Genomic DNA, 23,628 nt, shown 5'->3' on the forward strand with positions numbered 1-23,628 from the left:
CGTTTTTTTCTACTCATGAAGTTAATGATCTGTTTTCTACTTGTTGCTACCTTCCAGGTGAATGCCACCACTATGGCGCAAACCGTGACAATAAAAGGTGCGAACCTCCCGCTGCTGACCATATTTGAAAAAATCAAGTCACAAACGGGTTATGCGTTTGTATACCAGGACGACCTGCTCAAAAAAGCAGTACCGGTTACGGTAGACGAAGTCAATAAACCGCTGGAAGAAGTACTGTTACAGGTTTTCAGGAACCAGCCGCTGGTATATGAATTAAAGTACAAAACCATTATTATCCGGGGGAAACCCGTTCCACCAACAACCAGGCAGGGTCAGTATTTCCAGGCCAGCGGTACTGTTTATAACAACATCGGCGAACCGTTGGTGGGCGCCACTATTATGCTCAAGGGAACGCAACTTTCCACGATTACCAACAACGCCGGTAAGTTCTCGATGAAGGTGCCTGATATTGGCGGGACGCTGGTGATCAGCTATACCACTTATGTTTCCCAGGAAGTCAGCGTGCTCAATACCACCCGTTTCCCGGTCGATGTGATACTGCAACTGAATGCCAAGAGCATCGAGGAAGTAGTCGTAGTGGGATATGGTACCCAGAAACGAAAGTATCTCACCGGATCCATTGCGTCTATTGGTCCGAGGGAACTAAGACAGAGTCCTGTGGCCAATATCAGTAATGCGCTGGCAGGGCGGTTACCGGGCCTGATCACCGTACAAAACAGCGGAGAGCCCGGCGCCGACGGATCTAATCTCTTTATCCGGGGATTAAGTACTACCGGCAACAACAGCCCGATTATCCTGGTGGACGGTATCCAGCGTTCCTTTGGCGACATTGACCCCAACGAAATTTCAGACATCAGCATCCTGAAAGATGCCGGTTCTACTGCTATCTATGGTATCAATGGCGCTAATGGCGTGATCCTGGTAACCACCAAAAGAGGCACTTCTTCCAAACCCCGTATCAATGTAACCTTACAAAACGGGTGGCAAAGTCCTACGAGGTTGCCGAAGTATGCCGACTCATACGATGGCCTTAGCATGTACCGCGAGGGATTAATTAACGACGGTTTACCAGTGGCCATACAGTATACGGATTCTGTATTGCAATATTACCGGGATAGAAGTAAACCCGCTTATCAATACATCTATCCAAACGTAGACTGGATGGAAGCGATGCTGAAGCCCTACTCCCTCATGCAACAGGGAAATATCAACGTGACCGGCGGTAATGAATTTGCCAAATACTTTGTATCCATGGGGTATCTGCGGCAAAACGGATTGTACCGGTATGAAGATCAGATTAAGGGATACAATATGCAGGCTATTACCAACAAGTATAACTTCCGTTCCAATATCGATCTCCAGGTGTCGAAAGACCTTAGCATGGAGCTGGGGCTGGGAGCTATTGTGCGGGACCGTAACTATCCCGGCGCCAATGCGAGTGATATTTTCGGCGCCATTAAATCAACACCTGCCTGGTGGTATCCTGTCACCAATCCTGATGGCAGCCCGGCGGCATTTAATAACGTGCCGGCCTCTCCCTATGTGCAGTTAACCCAATCCGGTTACCAGCGGAATTTTGAAACAAACCTGCAGTCGACCGCAGGCTTCAAATGGGATATGCGTTATTTCCTGAAAGGACTTAGCTCAAGGGTACGCCTCTCTTTTGATAACACCAACTATCGTAACGCGAGACGGGATCTTTCCAGGCGTACTTTCCTGTACAAGCTGTTGCCGGGCGTAATAGCAGATACGGTTACCGACCTGACTAAAAGCGGCACCTACCAGGTGGTGGAAAACGGGGATGGTACCCTGGGATATGGTGTTACTGCTAACGGTAACAGGCGTACGACTTTGGAGACCTACCTCAATTATGACAACACTTTTGGACGTCATACTATACAGGCGATGGTGCTTTATACGCAGTCCTCATTTTTTGACGCAGTGGATGGAGGGGTGTCTAACGCTATTCCCGGGCTGCCATATAAGAACCAGGGGGTGGTTGGAAGGGTCATGTATAACTATGATAACCGTTATACGGTACAGTTCTCGGGCGCCTACAACGGCGCGGAAAATTTCCCGGCAGGCAAACGCTTTGGCTTTTTCCCTGCTATCTCCGCTGGCTGGGATATCGCAAAAGAGCAGTTTGTGAAGTCCAGTCCCGGCTTGTCATTTATCGACCAGTTGAAATTAAGAGGGTCTTACGGTATTACCGGTACGTATGCGTTGCCATCAGGCAGGTTCTCCTATCTGAGCCAGTGGAATCCTAACGATGCAGGATACCAGTTTGGCGTAAACCGGGATGGTACCAGTTATGGCGGCGCCTATGAACAGCGTATTCCCAATCCTAATCTTACCTGGGAGAAGGGAAACAAAACGGACCTGGGATTAGACCTCGGTTTGTGGAAAGGGGGATTGAACCTGACAGTGGAATATTTCAGGGAGAAACGCAAGGATATCCTGATTAACTCAGAACTGGTGCCTGCCACCGTGGGCCTGTTGAATCAGCCTGCGTTGAATGCCGCCATTGTGAATAAACATGGGATTGATTTATCTATAGAGCACCGGCAGGAATTCAGGAAGCAGGGCTATGCTGTTCGTGTCAACTATTCGTATTCCACTAACCAGATTGCCTACTATGCGCAACCAGACTATAAAGGCCGGGAATGGCAGGCGAGGGCTGGTACAGAAGTCGGATCTATGTATGGCTATACTGCCGTTGGCTTCTTCAAGAATGCGGATGATATAGCGAAGAGTCCTTCCCAATCGGTGTTTGGAACGGTACAGCCGGGAGATATCAAGTACAAGGATATCAATGGCGATGGCATCATTAACTCACTTGATGCCGGTTATCTGCCAGGAAAGCGCAATCAGCCCAATTCTATTTTGGGGGTAAGTCTTACTTACCATTACGCCAGCTTCGATGTCAGTGTATTATTCCAGGGCGCTTACGGTGGATCTGTAATGGTTAACGGATCGGGTATCTTCCCTTTTTCAAGATTTGCAGGTGTATTGGCGGAAGTTAAAGACAACCACTGGGTAGCCTCCAATCCCGACGGAAACTACAAGTATCCGCGTTTGTCTTCACAAGATAATACCAATAATCAGCAGTTTTCCACTTTTTGGACCTACTCCAGTAATTATGTCCGTCTGAAAACAGTTGAAATCGGATACAATATTCCCCGGTATTGGCTGAACCGTATAGGATTTAGCAATGCCAGGGTCTTTGTAAATGGTATTAACCTCATCACCTGGGACAAACTTAAAATTTTTGATCCTGAAATATCAGACAGAGGTACAGGTAGTTATCCTCAGCAGCGTGTAATCAATGCAGGACTGACTTTTTCATTTTAATAACATTAATGCGATTGGATAATTATACCATTCCTGCACCGATTATTTGCTTAACTTAAAATCAGCAACAAATGATGCGCAAATTATTATACTACGGACTAATGTTGCTTTGCATAACAACAATATCCTGTAAAAAATATCTCGATGTCGTTCCCAAGGAAGTGGTTACGGAGAAAGACATTTACGACAATATTAACACGGCAGAACGGGCCTGGGCGAATATGTATACCTCATTAAGTACAAGTTCCACAAATATTTATACCAACACCACCCTTGCTGCATGTACCGATGAATGCAAGAACCACTGGGAAAATGTTCCGGAACTAAAGTTTAATTCCGGGGCCTGGGGACCAACAGACAACTCCCTCGATAATTGGGGAACTGCCTGGCAGTTTATCCGGAGGGCTAATATTTTCCTGAAAAATATTGATAAGACTCCTATTCCCCAGGATAGGGCAGATTACTATAGTACGCGTATTCCTCAGTATAAGGCGGAGGTCCGTTTTCTCAGGGCCAAATTATATTTTGAGTTGCTCAGGGCCTATGGCGCGGTGCCCTTGCTCGGAGATGATGTTACAGATGTAAGTGCGAAAGTGCCTGATGAGCTGAACATCAGGAAGCCGATTGATAATGTGGTAAATTATATAGTAACGGAACTGGACCAGGTAGCACCCATTTTGCCTATTGACTACACTGATAATCCCGGAGAAACAGGGCGAATTACCCGCGGTGGGGCTATGGCATTGAAAGCGATTACTTTACTATATGCGGCCAGTCCCTTGTTGAACGGTAATACAATGTATGCGGGTATAAAAAACACGGATGGAACGCAGCTTTTCCCGCAGGCATATGATAAAGAAAAGTGGAAGAAAGCGGCCGACGCGGCCAAAGCGGTATTGGATATGAATGTATATGCCTTGAATAATCCCAATCCAGCGAATCCTATCGACAACTACGCCCGCCTGTTCTTCTCACGGGAGTACAAAGAAACTATCTTACCCCTGTTACTGGGCTCTACCAGGGATCTGGATCAGAATGTACAACCGAATGGACAGGATGCCCAGTCTGCCGGAGGATACGGTAAATTTAGTGTGCTCCAGGAAATGGTGGATGCTTACGAAATGAAAAATGGGCTGCCTATTACAGATCCTGGCTCAGGCTACACTAAAGACGGATTTTGGAATGGCCCATTATGGGATGGGAAAACTTTCCGGCAGGCTGCAAACATTTCCAATATGTATAAAGACCGGGATCCCCGATTTTATGCCAGTATCAATTTTCAATATGCTTTATGGGATTCTGCTAATCACCGGCGGCCGTTGCGATATGCTTATTTCGGTAACAATGGCGGAGCCTCTGACGGTTGGCCCAAATCGGGTACCAATTGCGAGACCGGGTATAACATGAGAAAATGGTGCGATCCAGGCGTGAATCTGCGCGGAGCAGGAAACGGCAACCGAAATTTTCCGATCATCCGGCTGGCGGAAATTTATCTTATTTATGCAGAAGCAATGAATGAATACCTGGACGCTCCCAGCCAGGACGTATATGACGCCATCAATAAAGTAAGGGCCCGTGTATCGATGCCTGCATTACCGGTGAACGGCACAAACGACAATACAAAAGTGGGCATGCGGAAACGGATTCAAAATGAATGGCGGGTAGAATTCGCTTTTGAGGGAAAACGATTTTGGAATGTACGCCGCTGGCTGATCGCCAAAAATGTGGATAATGGAAGTGTACATGGTATGAATGCGAGGCCCACTTCCGCAGAATTGCAGGCTACAGGACTAGATCCTAACAGCGAGGCCGCGGGCGTTGCCGTATTTTACAAGCTCACCACCATACAAACCCGTGTGTTTATGGACCGGCACTACCTCATGCCGATCCCTCAGTCAGAGATAGACAAGGGAGGAGGGAAACTGGTGCAGAATTTAGGCTGGTAAAGCCCAAAGAAAAGTGCCGGTGCGAAGTATACGCACCGGCACTTTTCTCTTATCCCAAAAACATAAAAAGCATATGTTTAAGTCTGAACTTTAAACGCTCCAATGCTTTGTGTATCTGGTTATCCACCGTTTTTTTGCTGATCTTCAGCGTTTGTGCTATCTCTTTGGAGGTCATGCCCTCTTCCCGGCTATATTGAAAAATAAGTCTGCATTTTTCGGGGAGCAGGTCTATTTCCTTATACAGTAGTTCCAATATTTTTTTGTTGTGTACCACATGGCTGATTTCCGGTACTAACTCAGCAGCACTATCCATAGCGGCCTCCCTGGTATATTTCCGGGCATAAGCCTTTTTCCTGATTTGAGTGAGCACCTGGTATTTGACGGCAGTAACAAGGTAGTTCTCTAACTGCTGGATGGCGACTTTCTTCCTGTTATTCCATAAACTCAGGAATACGTCATGTACCACATCTTCCGCTGCCCCGGCATCTTTCAGGTGCTTGTTGGCAACAAGGAACAATTTTTCCCAATACCGTATATATAAATCGTTAAATAGATCTCTATCACCATTGGCTAAAAAAGTGGCTGAATCTTCAGACGTGGACATAACTATAATAACCTATTTAATCAAGAATAGTTACACTAATATAGCGTACAAACAATTGGATTTTTAAAGAGATTGTTGGAATAGTGCAAATATAGTAAATTCAATGGTGTAGTTATTGTGTTATATTTAGCAGGGAATTGATTGTAGGAAGATATTGACAGCAGCAGCAAAACGCTCCGGCTGGTCCATATGGAGGCTGTGACCGGCTCCCTGTATTTCTTCCACGCGAAGTCCGGCATTCAGCCGTTGCAACGTTTCTGCAACAGCAGTTGTTACCACCCCTTTATCGCCAAATATAAGCAGACATGGAACGTCGATCTGCTGCACTAACCGTCCATAGTCGGGGTTGGGTGGTGTGAGCACATCAAATGCAGCCATGCTGGTTTGAAGTCTGGCTTTGGCAAATAACTCAATCGTTTCCGCCGACCGGTTTGGATGCCTGGCTCTTGCAGCTGTCATCACTTCTTCCAATGACAATGTCAGCATTTTCCGATGCTGTTCGGCCACGTCGCTATCGCGTACTTCCTGTTGAACTTGCGGGCTTAGAAAGGTAGGATCGGCTAAGATAAGGCCACGGAGCAGATTGGGTTTACGGCTTGCCACCACGGCGGCAGTCATACCGCCCATAGAATGTCCGAGCAAAATAGGAGGCGGAAGTTTGAGGGCGCCAATTAATCCGGCGATGTCATTAGCATGGTCTTCATAGCTGTATCCCTCATCAGGTACACTTGACTGGCCATGCCCCCTGGCGTCGGGCATGATCACATCATAGTCTTGCTCCAGTATACGGGCGTGGTTTGTCCAGCACAGGCCATTCGTCATTAAGCCATGCAGTAAAATTAAAGGTGGTTTGTTGCCGCCGGTTCTTGTGTAGTGGATGTTAATGTTGTTTGCTTCGCAGATGGCACTGGTCCAGTGGGTCATTTGTTATGTTTCCTTTCCGGTGTAAGATTCGGGGTAAAGTTAATGAGTAATAGGGATATTGTTTGATGGGAATGATGTATAATAACGGATTAGTATAATCGCATGGTGGTTTTCGGGATACTGAAATCAGCGCTCCTGTCAAAAAAACATCATAAAAAGTCATATTAGCGGTTATTTAAGACATTGCTTGTGTTTATTTTTATCTCAGACACTTCACCAGATACCCGTTACCCTGATTGTTAATGATGTAGTGTTTAGCATCAACGATATTATGTTAAGCGCAGTTGCCCTTTAATTTCTTAACCTTATGAAACTACTATTCATTCCATATAGCGTCAGTAATCCTGAAATATAATGCGGCTGATTTTAAAATTATTCTCTTTCTGCATAGTAACAAAGACGCGAATCAGAGAAAAGGACTTATTGACATGATAGGGAATCGCGTATATCTATGATTTCCAGTTTTGTTGTTCAGCCGTTACTGCGTCACAGGCTATAATCGAGAGCAATGTATATAGTCATAAAAGAATGTTATGAAAAAACTAAGGCTTAAACAGCTAAACTTAAGTAAGAATGATGTCCTCACAAGGGTCCAACTGAGGAACGTAATGGGGGGTACTGGAAGTGACGGCAGCAGCGGTGATTGCCCTGTTGGAACAGGAACTTTTTATAGTGACCCTTCAGGATGTGGGACAGATTCCTATATATATAGTGATAAGACCGGAGTTTGTGTTAATAGTTATCAGCCGCCAACGTCGCAACAGCCATGCGGGTGGACATAAGCTAAAGAGTGTTGGTAATATGGCTTCTGTAGAGCGATGATAATTTATTAGAAGCGTGCAGAAGTCATATTTTAAATTATTATGCTGTATTTAAGTATATGAGAGATACGATTCTGATAATTAGTGAGTACTCTGATGTTTCAACAAATAAGGTTATGGAATATCTTCACCATCATGGTGAAAAAAAAGTTATTAGGATTAACGCGGAGGATGTTATTAATTTAAATGGAATTGATTTAGGTACAGATAAATCCAGCGTTTCCATTTCGTATCTTAATAGAGAAATTGTATATGATGAAATGAAATCCATATGGTATCGAAGAGGGGATCTTCTTTGTGGCAAATTCAATGCATATGGTACAGAGGCGATAGAAAGTCAGGTAAATAGGTTTTTATTGGAAGAATGGCGTGTAGTAAGGGATTTTTTGTTGGGTGTAAAAAGAATTGATTCAAGTGTGTTTGTATTAGGAGATCTTAGCAAGGAAGAATATTGTAACAAGCTACACAACTTAAATATAGCGCATACAGTAGGTATTAAAATACCTCCAACAATAATAACGTCCAGGAAGTCTGAATTAGAGAAATTCATCAATTTATATGGCATTATTGTCACAAAAGCAATCTCAAATACACCGACCTTTCATTTTGAGAATTCAAATTATTCAACTAGAGGAACAGCTATATTAACCGCAGAAGGGATAAATAAACTACCAGATAGATTCTTCCCTATACTGGCACAAAAATATATTGACAAGGTGTTGGAGGTACGTGTTTTCTATATTAAGGGGGACTGCTATGCAATGGCCATATTCTCTCAGGATAGCGAGAAAACAAAAATAGATTACAGAAATTATGACCATGAACAAGCAAATAGAATTGTCCCATTTAAACTGCCAACAATAGTCAAACAAAGAATACTTAAACTAATGAGAGCATTGGATCTGGATACCGGTTCATTAGATCTGATTTATACCACTCATAACGAATTTGTTTTTTTGGAGGTGAATCCGTGTGGGCAATTTGACTGGCTATCTTACAATTGTAATTATTATATAGAAAGAAGAATTGCAAAAATGTTGTCAAATGGGAAAAATTAGATCTAAAAGCATATTTACAGGAGGTGAACTACCCTTTTTAATTTATGAAATGTGGGAGGTTGAGAATAATGGAACAAAAAATATTCTTTTTAAAAAAGAATTAAAAATAGTTACTACCAAAATGAAAAAGTGTTTAAAATTCTATAAGCCAATTTCAAAATTTATGCTTTAAAGATGTTCACAAATGACGATAATTATCCAATGCTTTACTCTTGTTGCCTACCTGTTAAAGGCTATAAGAATAGTATTATATGTGATATTCAGCGACAATCATATATTTCAATTCCGTCCACGCTGTATGAGATAACTATGGATATAGGAAAATACAGTATTGGGCAATTGAAAATGAAATATGTGGATGAGGATATTGAAATAATCGAATTGTATTTCCGCTATTTATGGGAGCAAAAGTATTTATTCTACACTCCTTTTCCTTCTTCATTTCCGAAACTGGATATCGGAGACTGGGACGAATCATCTGTCATTACAAATGCGATTATAGATATTGGAGAAGATATAGCTTATAATTTTAAGGACATTTTACATGATTTAAATGTTCTTGGCTGCAGGCAACTACAAATCAGGTGCTACAGTATAAAAAGCTTATCATTCTTTGACGATGCCCTTGAAAACACTGATAGTAATAATCTGGATGCCATTGAACTTATAATAGCTTACTCGGCAGATATCATTGACATACCAATTGAGTATTTAACTAATAAGTATCCCCTGTTAAGTAGGATAGTCCTATTCAACGCACCGCTTAATAATCAATATTTATCAGGGACAGGGAACTGTCTAATTGTGTATTCTACTCAGCAGATCGATGACGAGACACATTGTGGAGCTATTTCGAAAGACTTTTTTTCATTTAATATAAAAGCATTCACTGAATCTCAAAATTGGAACTCTTGCCTAAACAGAAAAATTTCAATTGACAAACATGGCCTTATCAAAAATTGTCCGTCGATGAAGAGATCCTATGGGTCAATAGTTGAAAAATCTCTGTTGGAAGTTGCTCTTTCTGCAAATGGATTTAAAGATCTATGGCACATTAAGAAAGATGATATTTCAGGTTGTAAAGATTGTGAATACAGATACGTTTGTAGTGACTGTAGGGCTTATTTGGATGAAGATTCCATGTATTCAAAACCAGTTAAATGTCGGTATGACCCATATGAAGCCATTCACTTGGAATAGGCTACAATATTGAGTAGTTAGCATATGAAAATTTATTAGTCGCTTTAATTTTTTAAATATGAAAACATTGCATACTTTCTTAGTATTTTTTTTCCTTATACCAATAACAATTACAGCGCAATCAAAGGATTCGCTTCCTATTGTTGATTTGATTGACACTGGCGGAAGAGTCGTGAAGACTGTTAATTTTAATGATAGGAATTTTATTCGTCTGATCGATGGACTTGTAGATTCATCTGAATTTGCGGGAAAGGTAAATGACTGGAAAAAGATTCGCGATGAAGATTTTAATAAAGAACTGAATTTAGAGCCTGCTACCAAACCAGTATTTATTATTAATACATCTAATACACCTTTTGAAGATTATATCTATGATGCGTTCAATTACGATTTTTTATATAATAAGGTAAATGGAAAATCATATTATACAAAAAAGCCCATAATGATAAATGGTATTTTAATATCAGGAGCCAGAATAAAGAGCATCGCAATGAATAGTCAGACCAAATCCAGTATTCAAGATATATCCTATATTCAACCGTCCAAGCTTGACTTGAAGACTAGAGCCATAGCCCCCTTTGGTGTAATAAGCATAAAATCTAAAGATTTATAAAACGAATTTGCTATTTTATTTGATGCAGGATATGAAACCGACATAGCATTTGCATCTGAAAGTTTACTCCTGGCAGGAGCCTTATCAAATCCCATATGTGATAGCTTGCCTTCACAGGCCAGTAACCCTTCGCAAAGTTACCTCAAACCATTATTGTTCTGTTGGGATAGATCACAACTTGTGTTGTATTAAACAACTTGACTGAAGATCAAATATTTGATGGTTTCAGATTTTAGACTGTTAAGGAAAAGCTGAACGCGAAAAATCAAATTTAAAAATCGAATTGGCTACATCGATTTTAATGACTTCCCTCGTCCTCCAAAAAACAGCGCTACGGAAAAATCGTCAAAAATAAATAAGCCGCAAAAACCGTCAACAACACAATCCCATACAACATATTCGTTTTGCCGGTGATAAACGAAAGTAACACCGTGAAAATGGAAAGTATCAGCAAAACGATAGAGGTGGTATCGATACCCAATAACACCGGCGTATGACTAAACATCGTGAAAATAGCGATAGAAGGAATAGTGAGCCCTATACTTGCCAGGGCAGAGCCTAATGCGAGGTTCATGCTGGTCTGCAAACGATTTTTCCGCGCAGCCCGCACGGCTGCCAGGCATTCCGGTAATAAGACTACCAGCGCAATCACCACGCCCACGAGGGAGTTGGGAGCTCCGATAGATTCCACGGCTGTTTCAATGGAAGGCGAAAGTTTTTTCGCTAATAGTACTACTGCGCCTAAACATACTACCAGCAAGATAAAGCTCGTCATCGTAGTGGTGAGGGTAGGAGGTTGGGCATGGGTGTCTTCATCGCTCAGGTTTCCGTCTTCATCTTTGGGAAGGAAATAATCACGATGGCGCACCGACTGTATCATGATAAAGCTCGAATAGAGGATTAAACTTACTACGGCCACGAAAACCAACTGGGCCTGGGTATATTCCGGGCCGGGTTTACTGATGGTAAAGTTGGGTAATACCAGGGTGAGTACCAGGATAGCAGTTAGTGTCATCAAAGCGGAGGTGGCAGCATGTTTGGTAACAAATTGCTCCCGGTACTTTACGCCTCCTACCAGGATACAGATGCCTATAATGAAGGTAAGGATGATCATGATGGCGGCAAAAACAGTATCCCTGGCCAGTGCAGCAGTTTTGGGCCCACCTGAAGACATGAGAGAAACAATCAATGCTACTTCAATAACAGTAACTGCCAGCGCCAGAATAAGCGTGCCTAAAGGTTCGCCTACCCGATGCGCAACTACCTCCGCATGGTGAACGGCCGCGAGTACACTGGCTATGAGTATAACAGCCAGGATAGTAAAAGCAAGGACGCCTGATTGATTGCCTGCGGTAAAGTAAGCGATCCAGGCCAGCACCGGGCTTATGATCGTCCAGATGGGAAGCGTAAGGTTCAATTTCATAGTTCAGCCTTCATATTTTTACTATTGACAGATTTTCCCAGCTTTTCCCAGCTTTTGTTTGCTGTTTTGTACCGGATTATCTAAAAATATTAATTTCTTTTGCTTTTATTACATGAAAGGAGGGAAATCTTTGCCGTAAACTGGTACCGAAGGCGTTACTGGCGTCCTATATTGGTGTGTTGAGGGAAACGTTGAGCAGGTTGAAGTTACCTGGTAAGTAGGGTAGGGCCTTCTCTATAAAAATAATTTCATGAATAAGGTAGCAAAAATATTTGCAGAAAGAGCATTAGAAAGAGGGGGATTATATCTCTATTCCAGGAATGATGCTATGGAATGTATCCTGGCTTGTCAGGCAGAGAAAATCCATTTGTTAGGAATAGATGGCTTTAGACTTACTGCGGATACTATCCAACCCAGCATGAATGATAGCGTTGATTTTTCATCCTCTTTTTTTGAGGGAGATATTTATGAATACGCACTCGCCTCTTTGGAAAAACGACCGGAAGAATTATTCTTTGAGATAGTATTTGAATAACGGCTACCCGCTTTTGACGCTGTAACTGTGCCACTGTGCCACAACCTGTGGCACAAATCTCAACGTTATTTTACCCTTTCATTTGCTCAATTGCCTTCCATCCTTCCGGCGTAATACCCATAATTTCAGTCACAACGCCCAACGTCCGGTAAGTATCAAAGAAAGCCATTCGGGCAATAGGATGATCTACTTCACTGATCACAGCATAACCTTGTTGACGTAAATCGTTTGTGATCTGCTCGAAACCACTTACCGGCAAACGGAAAGCCAGGTGCTGTGTGCCGCCGGCAGGATGTTGGGCTAAGTAATCATGGAACATGCTTTGACCGGAAAGCGGTTGAACGAGTTCTATGAAGGTCCCTCCATTATAAGTTTGCGTGGTGAGCCAATCAGCGGCTACTACCTTACCGTGGTAAGTCATATTCAGGTCCTGGGCACGGACATGTTGCGGGGCAGGAAAGCCGGTAATGCCCAGGGCACCTTCCAGGAATTTCACCGCAGCATGGATGTCGGGAACTACCCAACCTATTTGTGCCAGTTCCAGCCCACTGATGGTATCGTTGATAGTATTCATGTTAATTGCTTTGCAACAAAGTTAAAATGAATGGAGCGTTTGTGTCGGGGGGATTTACGCCAATATGAAGGTGGTTTACGACGACCATGATAGTGAAATTTAGCTGATGCCAGGTGATGGTTATTCCGGCAGAATACCTAATCTTTGCAATATGACGCAGCATTTTTATACAGCTGAGCATATGCTTTAATAACATGTACCACCAGGAATTTCCCCCACCCGGAGAACTATCAGATACCATTAAGTGCTTCTGGTACAACCGCGAGGACTTTGGCATGCAACCCACCAGTTTCGATGTCGTCCCTGATGGCTATGCAGAAATCATTTTTCATTTTGGAGGCGACTGCAGCGTTGTTCATGACGACAACCTGCAACCATTGCCTTCGCCGTTTATGATGGGGCTGCTCAATCAGCCTGTTCAATTTTACGCGAAAAACTGCCTGGAAATTATTGCGATCCGGTGTTTTCCATGGACGGTGTTCGATTTGCTCGGTCTGCCTTCCGGCAAATATGGGCTACATGTGTTTGAGCATCCGGTTGCCCGGCTGCAATCACCCCTGAGTGCGTGTATCCGTGCAGGTAAGATCGTCGATGCGATTGCCCTGGTGAAGCAGTATTTCCTGGAGGCACGGTCGCATATTGCGGTAGACAGTATGCTATATAAAGCAGGCGTGGCGATGAGCAAAGCTAACGGCACACTGCCGGTGAGCCAGGTGGCCTCGGCCGCGCATGCCACGGTACGTACGCTGGAAAGGAAGTTTAAGCAGTCTTCCGGCTATACAGTAAAAGATGTATCCGGCCTGATGCGCTTTGAGCAGGTGCGCAACCAGTTATGGCATTACCCCGATTCGAATATCGCCGCCCTGGCAGCGGAGATGGGTTATACAGACCAATCGCACCTGAGCCGGGAGTTTAAACGCTACAGCGGCGTTACGCCTGCCGCATTTGCGCGGAAGGCCAGGAAAAGGAAGCGGGAGGTAAGCGACGATTTTGTCGCGTTTATACAATCCTGACATTTGCGCTTTCCGGAATTTTGTGTTTCAATCATGCTATATGAACATAACACTTGAAAACCGGGAATCCGCACAACCACCTGTTATCTACGATGTCATCATTTCCGGTGGAGGCCCTGTAGGGCTATTCCTCGCGGGTGAACTGGCCCTGGCTAAATGCACAGTGCTGATATTGGAAAAGGCGGAAGACCCGCACTCTCCTCTAAAACAATTTCCTTTCGGCATACGGGGCCTCTCGGCGCCCACTATTGAAGCACTTTACCGCCGTGGGTTGCTGGAAGAACTGGAACTCCATAAACGGGTGAAAAATCCGCATGCTATTCCGGCTGTTACGCAAGGCCCACCGCCTCCGCGGCAGGCTGGACATTTTGCCGGCATCTCGTTTTACGAAAATAATATTGATACGGCACAATGGCAGCATGTGCTGCCTGGCTCACCAGGAACACATCTATTGACTGAAATGAGGGAGCTGGAAACAGTATTGACCCGCCGCGCACTCGCCCTGGGCGTAGAGATCCGGCGGGGGGAGGCGGTTACCGGCTTTCACCAAACTACCGATGGCGTAACGGTTCAGGCAGGCGATCAATCCTTCTACAGCAAATGGCTGGTAGGCTGCGATGGAAGCCGCAGCGTGGTGCGCAAGGCCGGTGGCTTTGATTTCGCCGGTACAGAGCCGGAGTTTACGGGCTACTCTGTCCAGGTAGATATGGCTGATCCGGAGAAGCTCCGCCCGGGCCGCAACTTAACGCCTACCGGCTTATACCTGCAATCCCAGCCAGGCTATTTTGGTATACAGGATTTTGATGGAGGCGCATTCCATCAATCGGGGGAGCCAGTTACGCTGGAGCATGTGCAGACCGTATTGCGCCGCATTTCGGGCACTGATGTTACACTTACCGCCCTGCATATGGCTACCACCTGGACCGACCGGGCGCGGCAGGCAACGGCTTATCGCAACGGCCGCGTGTTGTTGGCCGGCGACGCTGCACATATTCATTCGCCTTTAGGTGGACAGGGACTAAATCTGGGGCTGGGCGATGCCATGAACCTGGGCTGGAAGCTCGCAGCCACTATCCAGGAAAGAGCGCCCGAAAGCGTGCTGGATACCTATTATAACGAACGCCATCCTATTGGCGCCCAGGTACTGGATTGGTCGAGAGCCCAGGTGGCCATTATGAAACCGGAACGGGGAGCACGCGCCATGTACGCCATTATGCAGGACCTGGTCAATACCCGTGATGGGGCCACTTATATCGCCGGCAGAATATGGGGCGTTTTCACACATTACCCGCTGGAAGGGCACCCGCTTGCCGGACACAGTGTTCCTGATTTCGAATTTGAAGATAGTACCCGCATGGGCGCACTCATGCACGATGGCCAATGGATACTGCTCGATTTCGATGATAATGCTGCGCTCAGCACCTGGGCACAGGAAGAAGGGATCAGGTATATCACCGGGCCGGTAAAAAACCGGTTAGGCATCAGTGCAGCGTTAGCACGTCCAGATGGAATAATAGTGTGGGCGACAGACAGCCTCCCGGATGTGAGTGAACTTCAGCAGGCAACAGCACGCTGGTTTATGAAGAGTGAGGCGTTAGTCGGAAGATAATTTATACCTGGTTAAAGCCGCTTAAATCGCCCGCTTTATGCGGCTTTAACCGGGTTAATAATATGGAATCAGGCATCTGGTATTTCTGGTTCTACCAGTTTGGTTAGCTTTTCCAGGGATTCCTGCCAGCCGAGGTAGCACATTTCCACGGGTATGGCAGTGGGGATGCCTTCCTGCGTAATCTTTATTTCCGTACCCGCGATCGTTTTCCGGAGTGATACCGATGTGATCATTTCTCCCGGAAGGTTAGGATCATCAAATTTATCGGTATACTTCAAAAACTCATTGGGTTTGAGTTCCAGGTAACTGCCGCCGAATGAATGGCCGTTGCCGGTAGAGAAGTTATGGAACGACATCTTAAAGGTACCACCAACCTTCACCTCCATTTCGTGAACGGTACAAAGGAATCCATAAGGAGGTAGCCAGGAAGCAATCGCCACGGCATCGGTAAATGCGCGGTAAACTTTTTCCGGAGAGGTTTTAAGCATTCTGTGCAATGAAACAGTATTGTTTGACATATCGTATTCTTTTGGTTCCTACTCATCTGGCTTTTCGGTTCCGCCCGTTTTTTGAAATGGTGGCTGCTCCATTTATCAGGTATGCTAGCTAACTTTTGACAACACAAAGATGAAAGGAAAACGGGATTTGTACAGTGGGGGTATGCGACAATTTAAAGGGTTAATTGCGACTTCGCCCATAATGATGAAGCTTAATAATTCCTTAATGTAAGAACCTTAGCTTTGCGCAATACGTTACCGGCAGGAAACAGGAATTAGAAGTCATTAAAGAATTTGGTGTGAACTATATTAGTCTGTTAGGTGCTTTCCAGGCACTGATTATACTCGGCATTTTTGGCGTTTTTTCCGCGCCCAAACCCATTGATAGCGATCGTATATTAAACTGGCTGGTGGCTTGTATATTTACGCACCTGACGGGCAGCTTTATCATGAATAAAGCATTTCCCGATGCGGAAATACACAATGGGTATGTTACTTTTATTTCGTTGCTGTATGCACCCCTATTGTGGTTGTACGCATTGAAGCTGCAACAGGGCCGGAAACTGCCTGGGATAAAGGTTTCCCTCCTGTTTGTTCCCGCCGGGATAGCCGCCATTGCATATTTTATCATTGGCGGCTATGTGATTACCCACGGCGGTAAAACCCCCACTTTCATTACGGTGTATAACAACGCAGTTGGCTATTGCAGCCTGGTCTCCTATATTTTTTACGGTATCAAATCACTAAACATATCACAGCGACTTCCGGGATTGTCCCTCTCCGAAAAGCAGTTAATCCGGCTGATGGCTATCATATTCATGGGCGTTGTTGCGCTGGCGTTAATATTATCTGTGGGAAGTGGGATGTTTCCCCGGGAAATTTCACACACGGATGTACATCTCTGGGTCCGCATTGTTAGTTATACCACGCTATTAATTATCTGCCTGGCTATTGGCAGGGTGAAAATACTTTCTATTTACGATCACCATATGGAAACGGCTGCCAGCGGGAGCCTGGTATTGTCTGGTCCATCCCTGGCCCATTTAATCCAGGAAGAAAAAGACTTTATCGTTCCTGTGTTAATGGAATATAAGCGTTCCCCCAACCCCGTGGTAAAAGATGCGGAGCAGTGCGTAGAAAATGCAGAAATAGCTTCGATCGAAATACCTTCAGCAGAAACGGTTTTACAAAACAGGCAAAAGAAATCCGGGTTAACTGATGAACTCCAGGCCGACATCATAGAAAAAGTAAACCATCAAATGGTCGTGGAAAAGCTATATACAGATCCTGATTTATCATTAGACAGGCTGGCGGTATTGATTAAAGTGCCCCGCCATCATCTGTCGGAATCGCTCAATAAATACCTGGGAAAATCTTTTTACCAGTACATAAATGAATACCGGATTAACCAGGTAGTGGAAGAGATGGAAAGAGCCCGGCAAAATAATAAGGTACCCAATATACTGTCTGTAGCTTTCGAAGCAGGGTTTCATTCCAAGTCTTCCTTTAACCAATATTTCAAGAAAACAACCGGTCTTACCCCTTCTGCCTACCTGAAAAATGGGGCTTAATAAATCCTTAATATTGTACAATAAATTGATTTTCAATTATATGCAATAAACTCCTACACCCCCGACGTAAACATACGTACTGCGCTATCGACAAGGACGACACCGCGTTTTCCCACCTTCATCTTTGTGCAAAATTTAAAATGCACCATGAAGAAGGTTTTTTTACTAGTGTTATTACTTGTGCCGGTAACGGGCTGGGCACAACAAATAACCGGGATCACCATGTCGAAAGGCGAGTTGCTTCCCGGCGCCACGGTTAGTGCAGGCGGCCTGGGTACCCAAACGGATCTTAACGGAAGATTTACCCTGGTACTCAAACATACCGGGAAAACTACGCTTACCTTCCGCTACCTGGGATACGCAAACAAAACACTGGAAGTGGATGTGAAGGGAGGCCTGAACAACATCGGGAATATTGAATTAGCCCCTGCAGCGGGTGTTTTGGGAGAAGTGATTGTCAGCGGCGCCACCGCCGGATCCCAGGTAAAGGCCATCAGCATTAAGAAAAATGCTACTGGTATCATGGAAGTATTGGCGGCTGATGCCATCGGAAAATTGCCCGACCGTAACGCAGCAGAGGCAGTGCAAAGGATCCAGGCGGTATCTATTGAACGCGACGGGGGAGAAGGACGCTATGTTTCTGTAAGAGGAACACCCATCCAATGGAGTGCTACCTTACTTAATGGAAACCGCTTGCCTTCTGCCAGTCTCGATTATACCGACCGGCGGATTCAAATGGATATTTTCCCTTCTGAGCTGATTGAATATGTACAGCTTTCGAAAGCGCTGACGCCAGATATAGAAGGAGATGCCATCGGTGGCTCCATTAACTTTATTACAAAAGCAGCCCCACAACACCGGTTGCTGAATATCAACGCTGCCGGCGGATATAATGCCCAGGCTAACAAAGGATCTTACAATGCGTCATTGGTGTATGGCGACAGGCTCGCCAAAGGGAAATTAGGCTATATTTTTTCTGCCGTAGTTTGGAACCGCACAGCAGGAACCGACCGGTATAATGTTAACTACGATTTTTCCAACCCCAAGACCGCCCAGTCTTATTCCATCACAGATTTACAACTCCGCGATTACCTGGCCGGACGCAGAACTACGGGATTGAATGGAGGCATTGAGTATAAATTTAACGATCGTCATAAAATACAGGCCAAAGGAATTTATACGGAATACCAGGATGTACAGATGGTGCGGGAAAACTACTTCTACTTTAATACCGGTGTTTCAACGATTACCACCCGTTCTGCCAAATACAATACCAACCTGTATTCGGCCGAACTTAGCGGGCAATCCACTTTATCCGGTAAACTGGATCTTGACTGGGCTACCAGTATTGATAAATCGAGGTTTAAGTTTGCGGATCCGGGGTATTATCCCATGGCCATCTTCTCCCAAAAAACAACCTACGATGGCTTAGCCCCCGATGGTAAGAAATACCTGGCCATGGATGCACCAAATGGCACGGGCGACAAGATTGACGCCGTATTGCCACACCTGTCTGCCAACACTACCATCAGCCCGGAAGCCATGACACTGTCGCAGGTGATCATGCTGAGAAGTACTAACTGGGAAGCCAACAAACGTGTTGGTATTAATATGAATTATCATCCCAGCGAAAAACTGAAAATAAAATTTGGTGGTAAGCTAGTTCATAAAGACAAGCTGGTGGAATCGCCCCTGAATATATACATGGCTGGCATTGCCGGGAAAGCGCCCACGCTGGCGCAAATAGGTACGGAGCCATACCCATATAACGGCGGATTCCTTTCTGAAATCAATGCGCCCTACAAGAATGTGATGATCGACCAGATGCCTATTAACCAGGTGAAAAGCCTCACTACCCCCAACGGGATCAGGAAATATAACCTGTTTGCGGTGGAAGTGGATTCTGCCACCAATGCCTCCGGCGCCGCCAAATACTTCACCGGTAAAGAAAATGTGTATGCGGTATATGTAATGGGAGAATATAAATTATCCGATAAAATAACGATCATAGGCGGTATCCGTAATGAGTACAACAAGGTAACCTTTAACGGGAATAAGGTGACTACCAAAGCCGGCAGCAGCCGCGTGGAGCCGCTCACACAGGATAATAGCTACAATGCCTTCCTGCCGATGTTGCATGTTAAGTTGAATGCCACCGCAAATGATATTATCAGGCTGGCCTATACGCGGACTTTTGCCAGGGCTGATTTCAACAACCTTAATCCCGCTACCACCCAGGATGACATTAACCGTACCATTAGCCGCGGCAATGCAGACCTGAAGCCTACGTTTGCCAGCAACTTCGACCTGATGGCAGAGCATTATTTTGGCGGCGTTGGATCGGTCACCTTCGGTGCATTTTATAAAAGACTTACGGACCTTATCTACACCAACGAGTCTTCACAGGACATCAACGGGGTGATATACCGCGTGAGCCAACCGGTAAACATGCAGCAGGCATGGCTGGGCGGCCTGGAAGCCGGATTTTCCAAAAGGTTTACCAGCCTGCCTGGCTTCTGGAAGGGCTTCGGCATCGATGTAAACTACACCTTCACGGATTCTAAAGTAAAGATACCACGCTTTGTTGCCGGGCAGAAAATAGAAGATGCCAGCGTGATTCCCAAGCAGGCAAAACATGTTTTTAACGCCTCCGTGATGTATGAATATGGCAAGTTTACCGCAAGAGTGGCGGGTAACTATAAAGGAAAATATCTCGATGTAATCCGGCAGGCAGCGGGCCCTGATCATTATCGCTGGTATGCCGAAAACTTCACGGTCGACTTTTCTTCCTCCTGGTCGGTTACGCCGAAGGTGAGGTTGTTTGCAGAACTCAACAACCTCACCAATGCGCCTGTAAGATATTACCATGGTACCTACAAAAGACCTGAAGAAGCCAGTTGGTTTTCCATCCGCGGACAAATAGGCGCCAGTATAAAACTTTTCTAATTTTTAAGAACAAACCAGATGAAAAAGAAGATCACCACATTAGCCGCCGCAGCGCTGGCTACCTTTGCCGTGAGCGCTGTTTATGCCCAGCAGGGAAAGCACACTGCCCAATCTATCGATGCACTTAAAATAAACCAGATCCAGGTATTAGGTACGCACAACAGCTACGCCCGCCCGGTAGATCCGAAGTTGCTGGCGCTGGCCGATCCGATCGTAGAAAAAATGATGGGCCAGTTAACAAAGAATAGCTCTAAAGAGCAGGCGGCCGCATTTAAAGAGTACCATCCGAATGGCATGAAACTTAGTGAGGGGCTGAATTATAACCACCCTTCCTTCGACGTGCAGTTGGATGCCGGTATTCGCAGTCTCGAAATAGATATTTACTATGACCCTACCGGCAACCGTTTTAACCATCCGGCTGCTTATCGCGCATTGGCAGCGAAAGGCATCACCAACCTGTTGCCTTTCGATAGTACCGGCCTGGATAAGCCGGGATTTAAAGTGCTGCACATGGCCGATTTTGATTTCCGCACGCACTATACCACGCTGAAAGCCGCATTGATGGCCTTAAAAGATTGGTCTGACAAACATCCGGATCACCTGCCCATATCTATTATGGTAGAAGCTAAAGACAAGGGCATACCCATGTTCCCTCAGTCGGCGGAAGTACTGCCCTTTACGGCCGCTGCTTTTGATGAATTGGATGAAGAGGTGGCCAGCATCATCGGAAGAGATAAATTGATTACGCCTGATGATGTGCGTGGAAGTTACCCTACACTGAAAGAAGCGGTAACCGCCCAAAACTGGCCCACCGTGAAGGCCGCCAGGGGCAAGTTTATTTTCCTCCTGTTGCCTTCTACCGCCGGCATGGACATGAATACACCTTATGCCCAGAACAGACCTAATCTTGAAAAGAGAATGATGTTTGTGCAGTCGACCGCTAAAGATAGCTTTGCCGCTTTTTTCCTGTTAGACAATGCTATTGTAAGACAGCAAGACATCCGGCAGTACGTGAAAGAGGGTTACATGGTGAGAACCCGGTCTGACATTGAAACCTATGAGGCTAAAGTAAACGACTATAGCCGGGCCAAAGCAGCGTTTGAAAGCGGTGCACAAATTATTTCCACCGACTTTTTCCGTCCTGGTAATGCATACGGCACCAGTTATTTTGTAAAGCTTCCCGGCGGGGGTGAGGTGCGTGCTAACCCGGTGAATGCAGTAAAATAAATGAGTGTTCACATCCCGGTTGCTATAAAGTTATAGCAACCGGGGTAACCTGCCAGCGGCGCTGTTACAACTGTAAGAGCAATGCTTTTGCCTGTTTATTCTCCGGATTGGTTTTGAGCGCTTTCTCCAGGTAGCGGCGTGCATTCGGTTTATCGTGCAGGAGAAGATAGCATTTGCCGATATAGTAATCTGTTTTTCGATAGGCCAGCCAATGGGCATCTTCACTCACGTCTTTCGATAATGAAATAAATTGTTCTAAATAGGTAAGGCCATCTTTTACGCGGTGGTTGTTATCAGCAGCAAACACGCCCATGTCGTAGTAGATGTCTATGTTTTTGTACCCATTCTTATTGGGTAGCGCGCTAAGCAGCCTGCTCTTTTCCAGGTATTCCCATGCCTTCGCCTTGTCGTCCGTTAGCAGGTGGGCAGCCAGGAAGCTATAACAGGCGGCCAGGTTGGGAGGACCGAGCTCTGTATCCATTTCACTTTTTTGAATTTTTTCGATAGCCTGTTCAAGGTATGCCTTCGATTTGGCTTTTAATCCCAAGGCGTCGCCGTACATCCCCAGCTGCATAATGTTCCAGCCTTTCATTTTGTTGTTCAGGAAGAAGTTCATGACGTGTTCCAACCCGGCGGTATCTTTATTGAGAATAGCCAACATAGCAAAGCGTTGATAAAAGGGGCCCGTTTTACCCATGGGAATTTTATAGGCATCGGCTACCCGGTTGTTCACTGCCTGTAGCTCTTGCGCGGTGTTTTGTGTATGGCCGGCTTCGAGATAAGGACTGTAAAGTTGATAGAGATGTTCGAAGGCAGACTGTATAGCCAGGGTAACAATATTGCTGTGAGTGGCCTCCGGCAGGCTGTCTCTCCGGAAGAAAAACCGCGTACTGTCGAGTGCTGTCACGTTAACTGCTATTTCCCGGGCATAATCCTGCCGGCGCGACATATCTGCTTCTCCCACCGCCACATAATAAAACGTTATATTTTTATTATAGAAATCTTTTGCTTCGTTACTGATATGAAATGGAGGTTGTTCCCGGTCTACTTTTTCGGGTGCTAATAGTATATAGCCATTAAAAAGGTGCCAGTCGTGCAGAAACAGGTAGTTGGCATAGCTGGCGGCATAGGAGTGGCCAATATAGCTCCGGAACGTGGTATGGTATTTTTGTGCAACAGCCGGGATGATCTCCTGTTTAAGACAGTTCACGAATTTCTGGCCGGTAGCTGTTAATTCCCCCGTACGATAGGCATAGCCAATGCGGTCCATGTCTGCCTGGATATTGACGATGATGGTACCGGGGAATGTATAATTTGCCTTTGAGAAATAATCTGCCTGCGCTGCGAGGTAGTCACCGGTAACCATACCGTAGTTAAAGGAATACATGACGGGTGATGGCTCTTTAACATCCCATCCCTGTGGTGTATACACAGCATAATATACCGTGTCTGCCAGGTAGGTGGAATATAGTTTTTCGTTCACCTTTTGTTGGGCATACCCAACTTTGATACACCAGAGAAAGAGAACGGATAGAAATATTTTCTTTGACATGAAAAAGAGCGATTTATAGCAGTGATAAGTTACAATTTAAATATTTTAGATTACCCGGTAACGTTATTGTTCCCCATCTTATCTACTGAAAAACCAGTAGATTTGCTTCACGTTAATCCGGTATATGCCGTACTCGCAGAATC

At 45.2% G+C, this 23,628-nt stretch carries 17 protein-coding genes; 11 read left to right on the forward strand and 6 right to left on the reverse strand.

Annotated elements, in window-relative coordinates; all coding sequences use genetic code 11:
* Positions 1-15: 15 nt before the first annotated feature.
* Both HGH91_RS27905 and HGH91_RS27910 read left to right on the forward strand, forming a co-directional pair.
* On the forward strand, positions 16-3,372 hold the full coding sequence (locus tag HGH91_RS27905) for a TonB-dependent receptor (protein ID WP_168742542.1): 3,357 nt from the start codon (positions 16-18) through the stop codon (positions 3,370-3,372).
* A gap of 71 nt (positions 3,373-3,443) precedes the next feature.
* On the forward strand, positions 3,444-5,318 hold the full coding sequence (locus HGH91_RS27910) for a RagB/SusD family nutrient uptake outer membrane protein (protein ID WP_168742543.1): 1,875 nt from the start codon (positions 3,444-3,446) through the stop codon (positions 5,316-5,318).
* 49 nt (positions 5,319-5,367) lie between these two features.
* Here HGH91_RS27910 and HGH91_RS27915 read toward each other — a convergent pair whose 3' ends face one another.
* Together HGH91_RS27915 and HGH91_RS27920 are read right to left on the reverse strand one after the other, a co-directional pair.
* On the reverse strand, positions 5,368-5,922 hold the full coding sequence (locus HGH91_RS27915; protein ID WP_168742544.1) for an RNA polymerase sigma factor: 555 nt from the start codon (positions 5,920-5,922) through the stop codon (positions 5,368-5,370).
* 126 nt (positions 5,923-6,048) lie between these two features.
* Positions 6,049-6,846: an alpha/beta fold hydrolase gene (locus HGH91_RS27920; protein WP_168742545.1), complete on the reverse strand. Its 798-nt coding sequence runs from the start codon at positions 6,844-6,846 to the stop codon at positions 6,049-6,051.
* Positions 6,847-7,726: 880 nt separating this feature from the next.
* Between HGH91_RS27920 and gwsG the strand changes: the two genes are divergently transcribed.
* From gwsG to HGH91_RS27935, 3 genes are all read left to right on the forward strand, one after another.
* Positions 7,727-8,725, forward strand: a complete 999-nt coding sequence (gene gwsG / locus HGH91_RS27925; protein ID WP_168742546.1) for a grasp-with-spasm system ATP-grasp peptide maturase — start codon at positions 7,727-7,729, stop codon at positions 8,723-8,725.
* Between the two features lie 201 nt (positions 8,726-8,926).
* On the forward strand, positions 8,927-9,925 hold the full coding sequence (gwsS, locus tag HGH91_RS27930; protein WP_247651869.1) for a grasp-with-spasm system SPASM domain peptide maturase: 999 nt from the start codon (positions 8,927-8,929) through the stop codon (positions 9,923-9,925).
* Positions 9,926-9,983: 58 nt separating this feature from the next.
* Complete coding sequence (locus HGH91_RS27935) at positions 9,984-10,538, forward strand: hypothetical protein (protein WP_168742548.1); 555 nt, start codon at positions 9,984-9,986, stop codon at positions 10,536-10,538.
* 331 nt (positions 10,539-10,869) lie between these two features.
* Here the strand turns inward: HGH91_RS27935 and HGH91_RS27940 are convergent, their stop codons facing one another.
* Positions 10,870-11,961: a calcium:proton antiporter gene (locus tag HGH91_RS27940; RefSeq protein WP_168742549.1), complete on the reverse strand. Its 1,092-nt coding sequence runs from the start codon at positions 11,959-11,961 to the stop codon at positions 10,870-10,872.
* Between the two features lie 250 nt (positions 11,962-12,211).
* On the opposite strand from HGH91_RS27940, the gene HGH91_RS27945 reads away from it, so the two are divergent.
* The gene (locus HGH91_RS27945; protein ID WP_168742550.1) at positions 12,212-12,496 is read left to right on the forward strand and encodes a hypothetical protein; all 285 of its coding nucleotides are present in this window, start codon (positions 12,212-12,214) and stop codon (positions 12,494-12,496) included.
* Positions 12,497-12,566: 70 nt separating this feature from the next.
* On the opposite strand, the gene HGH91_RS27950 is transcribed toward HGH91_RS27945, so the two are convergent.
* Complete coding sequence (locus HGH91_RS27950) at positions 12,567-13,070, reverse strand: VOC family protein (RefSeq protein ID WP_168742551.1); 504 nt, start codon at positions 13,068-13,070, stop codon at positions 12,567-12,569.
* A 194-nt stretch (positions 13,071-13,264) separates the two neighbouring features.
* On the opposite strand from HGH91_RS27950, the gene HGH91_RS27955 reads away from it, so the two are divergent.
* Positions 13,265-14,083 carry a helix-turn-helix domain-containing protein gene (locus tag HGH91_RS27955; RefSeq protein WP_168742552.1) on the forward strand — a complete coding sequence of 273 codons (819 nt, stop codon included), beginning with the start codon at positions 13,265-13,267 and terminating at the stop codon, positions 14,081-14,083.
* Positions 14,084-14,123: 40 nt separating this feature from the next.
* Complete coding sequence (locus tag HGH91_RS27960; RefSeq protein ID WP_168742553.1) at positions 14,124-15,692, forward strand: FAD-dependent monooxygenase; 1,569 nt, start codon at positions 14,124-14,126, stop codon at positions 15,690-15,692.
* Positions 15,693-15,760: 68 nt separating this feature from the next.
* Here the strand turns inward: HGH91_RS27960 and HGH91_RS27965 are convergent, their stop codons facing one another.
* Positions 15,761-16,210, reverse strand: a complete 450-nt coding sequence (locus HGH91_RS27965; protein ID WP_168742554.1) for an SRPBCC family protein — start codon at positions 16,208-16,210, stop codon at positions 15,761-15,763.
* A gap of 278 nt (positions 16,211-16,488) precedes the next feature.
* On the opposite strand from HGH91_RS27965, the gene HGH91_RS31565 reads away from it, so the two are divergent.
* The 3 genes from HGH91_RS31565 (at position 16,489) to HGH91_RS27980 (ending at position 21,933) form a co-directional block, all read left to right on the forward strand.
* The gene (locus HGH91_RS31565; protein WP_168742555.1) at positions 16,489-17,760 is read left to right on the forward strand and encodes a helix-turn-helix domain-containing protein; all 1,272 of its coding nucleotides are present in this window, start codon (positions 16,489-16,491) and stop codon (positions 17,758-17,760) included.
* A 147-nt stretch (positions 17,761-17,907) separates the two neighbouring features.
* On the forward strand, positions 17,908-20,706 hold the full coding sequence (locus HGH91_RS27975) for a TonB-dependent receptor (RefSeq protein WP_168742556.1): 2,799 nt from the start codon (positions 17,908-17,910) through the stop codon (positions 20,704-20,706).
* 18 nt (positions 20,707-20,724) lie between these two features.
* Positions 20,725-21,933: a Ca2+-dependent phosphoinositide-specific phospholipase C gene (locus tag HGH91_RS27980; RefSeq protein WP_168742557.1), complete on the forward strand. Its 1,209-nt coding sequence runs from the start codon at positions 20,725-20,727 to the stop codon at positions 21,931-21,933.
* 64 nt (positions 21,934-21,997) lie between these two features.
* On the opposite strand, the gene HGH91_RS27985 is transcribed toward HGH91_RS27980, so the two are convergent.
* Positions 21,998-23,485 carry a hypothetical protein gene (locus HGH91_RS27985; protein WP_168742558.1) on the reverse strand — a complete coding sequence of 496 codons (1,488 nt, stop codon included), beginning with the start codon at positions 23,483-23,485 and terminating at the stop codon, positions 21,998-22,000.
* Positions 23,486-23,628: the final 143 nt, after the last annotated feature.

The sequence above is a fragment of the Chitinophaga eiseniae genome (genome assembly GCF_012641265.1).
GTDB lineage: Bacteria > Bacteroidota > Bacteroidia > Chitinophagales > Chitinophagaceae > Chitinophaga > Chitinophaga eiseniae_A.

Bases quoted from the DNA above. Each gene is read 5' to 3' on its own strand.
- HGH91_RS27905 (WP_168742542.1), top strand. From the start codon at position 16: ATGAAGTTAATGATCTGTTTTCTACTTGTTGCTACCTTCCAGGTGAAT.
- HGH91_RS27910 (WP_168742543.1), top strand. From the start codon at position 3,444: ATGATGCGCAAATTATTATACTACGGACTAATGTTGCTTTGCATAACA.
- HGH91_RS27915 (WP_168742544.1), bottom strand. From the start codon at position 5,922: ATGTCCACGTCTGAAGATTCAGCCACTTTTTTAGCCAATGGTGATAGA.
- HGH91_RS27920 (WP_168742545.1), bottom strand. From the start codon at position 6,846: ATGACCCACTGGACCAGTGCCATCTGCGAAGCAAACAACATTAACATC.
- gwsG (WP_168742546.1), top strand. From the start codon at position 7,727: ATGAGAGATACGATTCTGATAATTAGTGAGTACTCTGATGTTTCAACA.
- gwsS (WP_247651869.1), top strand. From the start codon at position 8,927: ATGCTTTACTCTTGTTGCCTACCTGTTAAAGGCTATAAGAATAGTATT.
- HGH91_RS27935 (WP_168742548.1), top strand. From the start codon at position 9,984: ATGAAAACATTGCATACTTTCTTAGTATTTTTTTTCCTTATACCAATA.
- HGH91_RS27940 (WP_168742549.1), bottom strand. From the start codon at position 11,961: ATGAAATTGAACCTTACGCTTCCCATCTGGACGATCATAAGCCCGGTG.
- HGH91_RS27945 (WP_168742550.1), top strand. From the start codon at position 12,212: ATGAATAAGGTAGCAAAAATATTTGCAGAAAGAGCATTAGAAAGAGGG.
- HGH91_RS27950 (WP_168742551.1), bottom strand. From the start codon at position 13,070: ATGAATACTATCAACGATACCATCAGTGGGCTGGAACTGGCACAAATA.
- HGH91_RS27955 (WP_168742552.1), top strand. From the start codon at position 13,265: ATGTACCACCAGGAATTTCCCCCACCCGGAGAACTATCAGATACCATT.
- HGH91_RS27960 (WP_168742553.1), top strand. From the start codon at position 14,124: ATGAACATAACACTTGAAAACCGGGAATCCGCACAACCACCTGTTATC.
- HGH91_RS27965 (WP_168742554.1), bottom strand. From the start codon at position 16,210: ATGTCAAACAATACTGTTTCATTGCACAGAATGCTTAAAACCTCTCCG.
- HGH91_RS27975 (WP_168742556.1), top strand. From the start codon at position 17,908: ATGAAGAAGGTTTTTTTACTAGTGTTATTACTTGTGCCGGTAACGGGC.
- HGH91_RS27980 (WP_168742557.1), top strand. From the start codon at position 20,725: ATGAAAAAGAAGATCACCACATTAGCCGCCGCAGCGCTGGCTACCTTT.
- HGH91_RS27985 (WP_168742558.1), bottom strand. From the start codon at position 23,485: ATGTCAAAGAAAATATTTCTATCCGTTCTCTTTCTCTGGTGTATCAAA.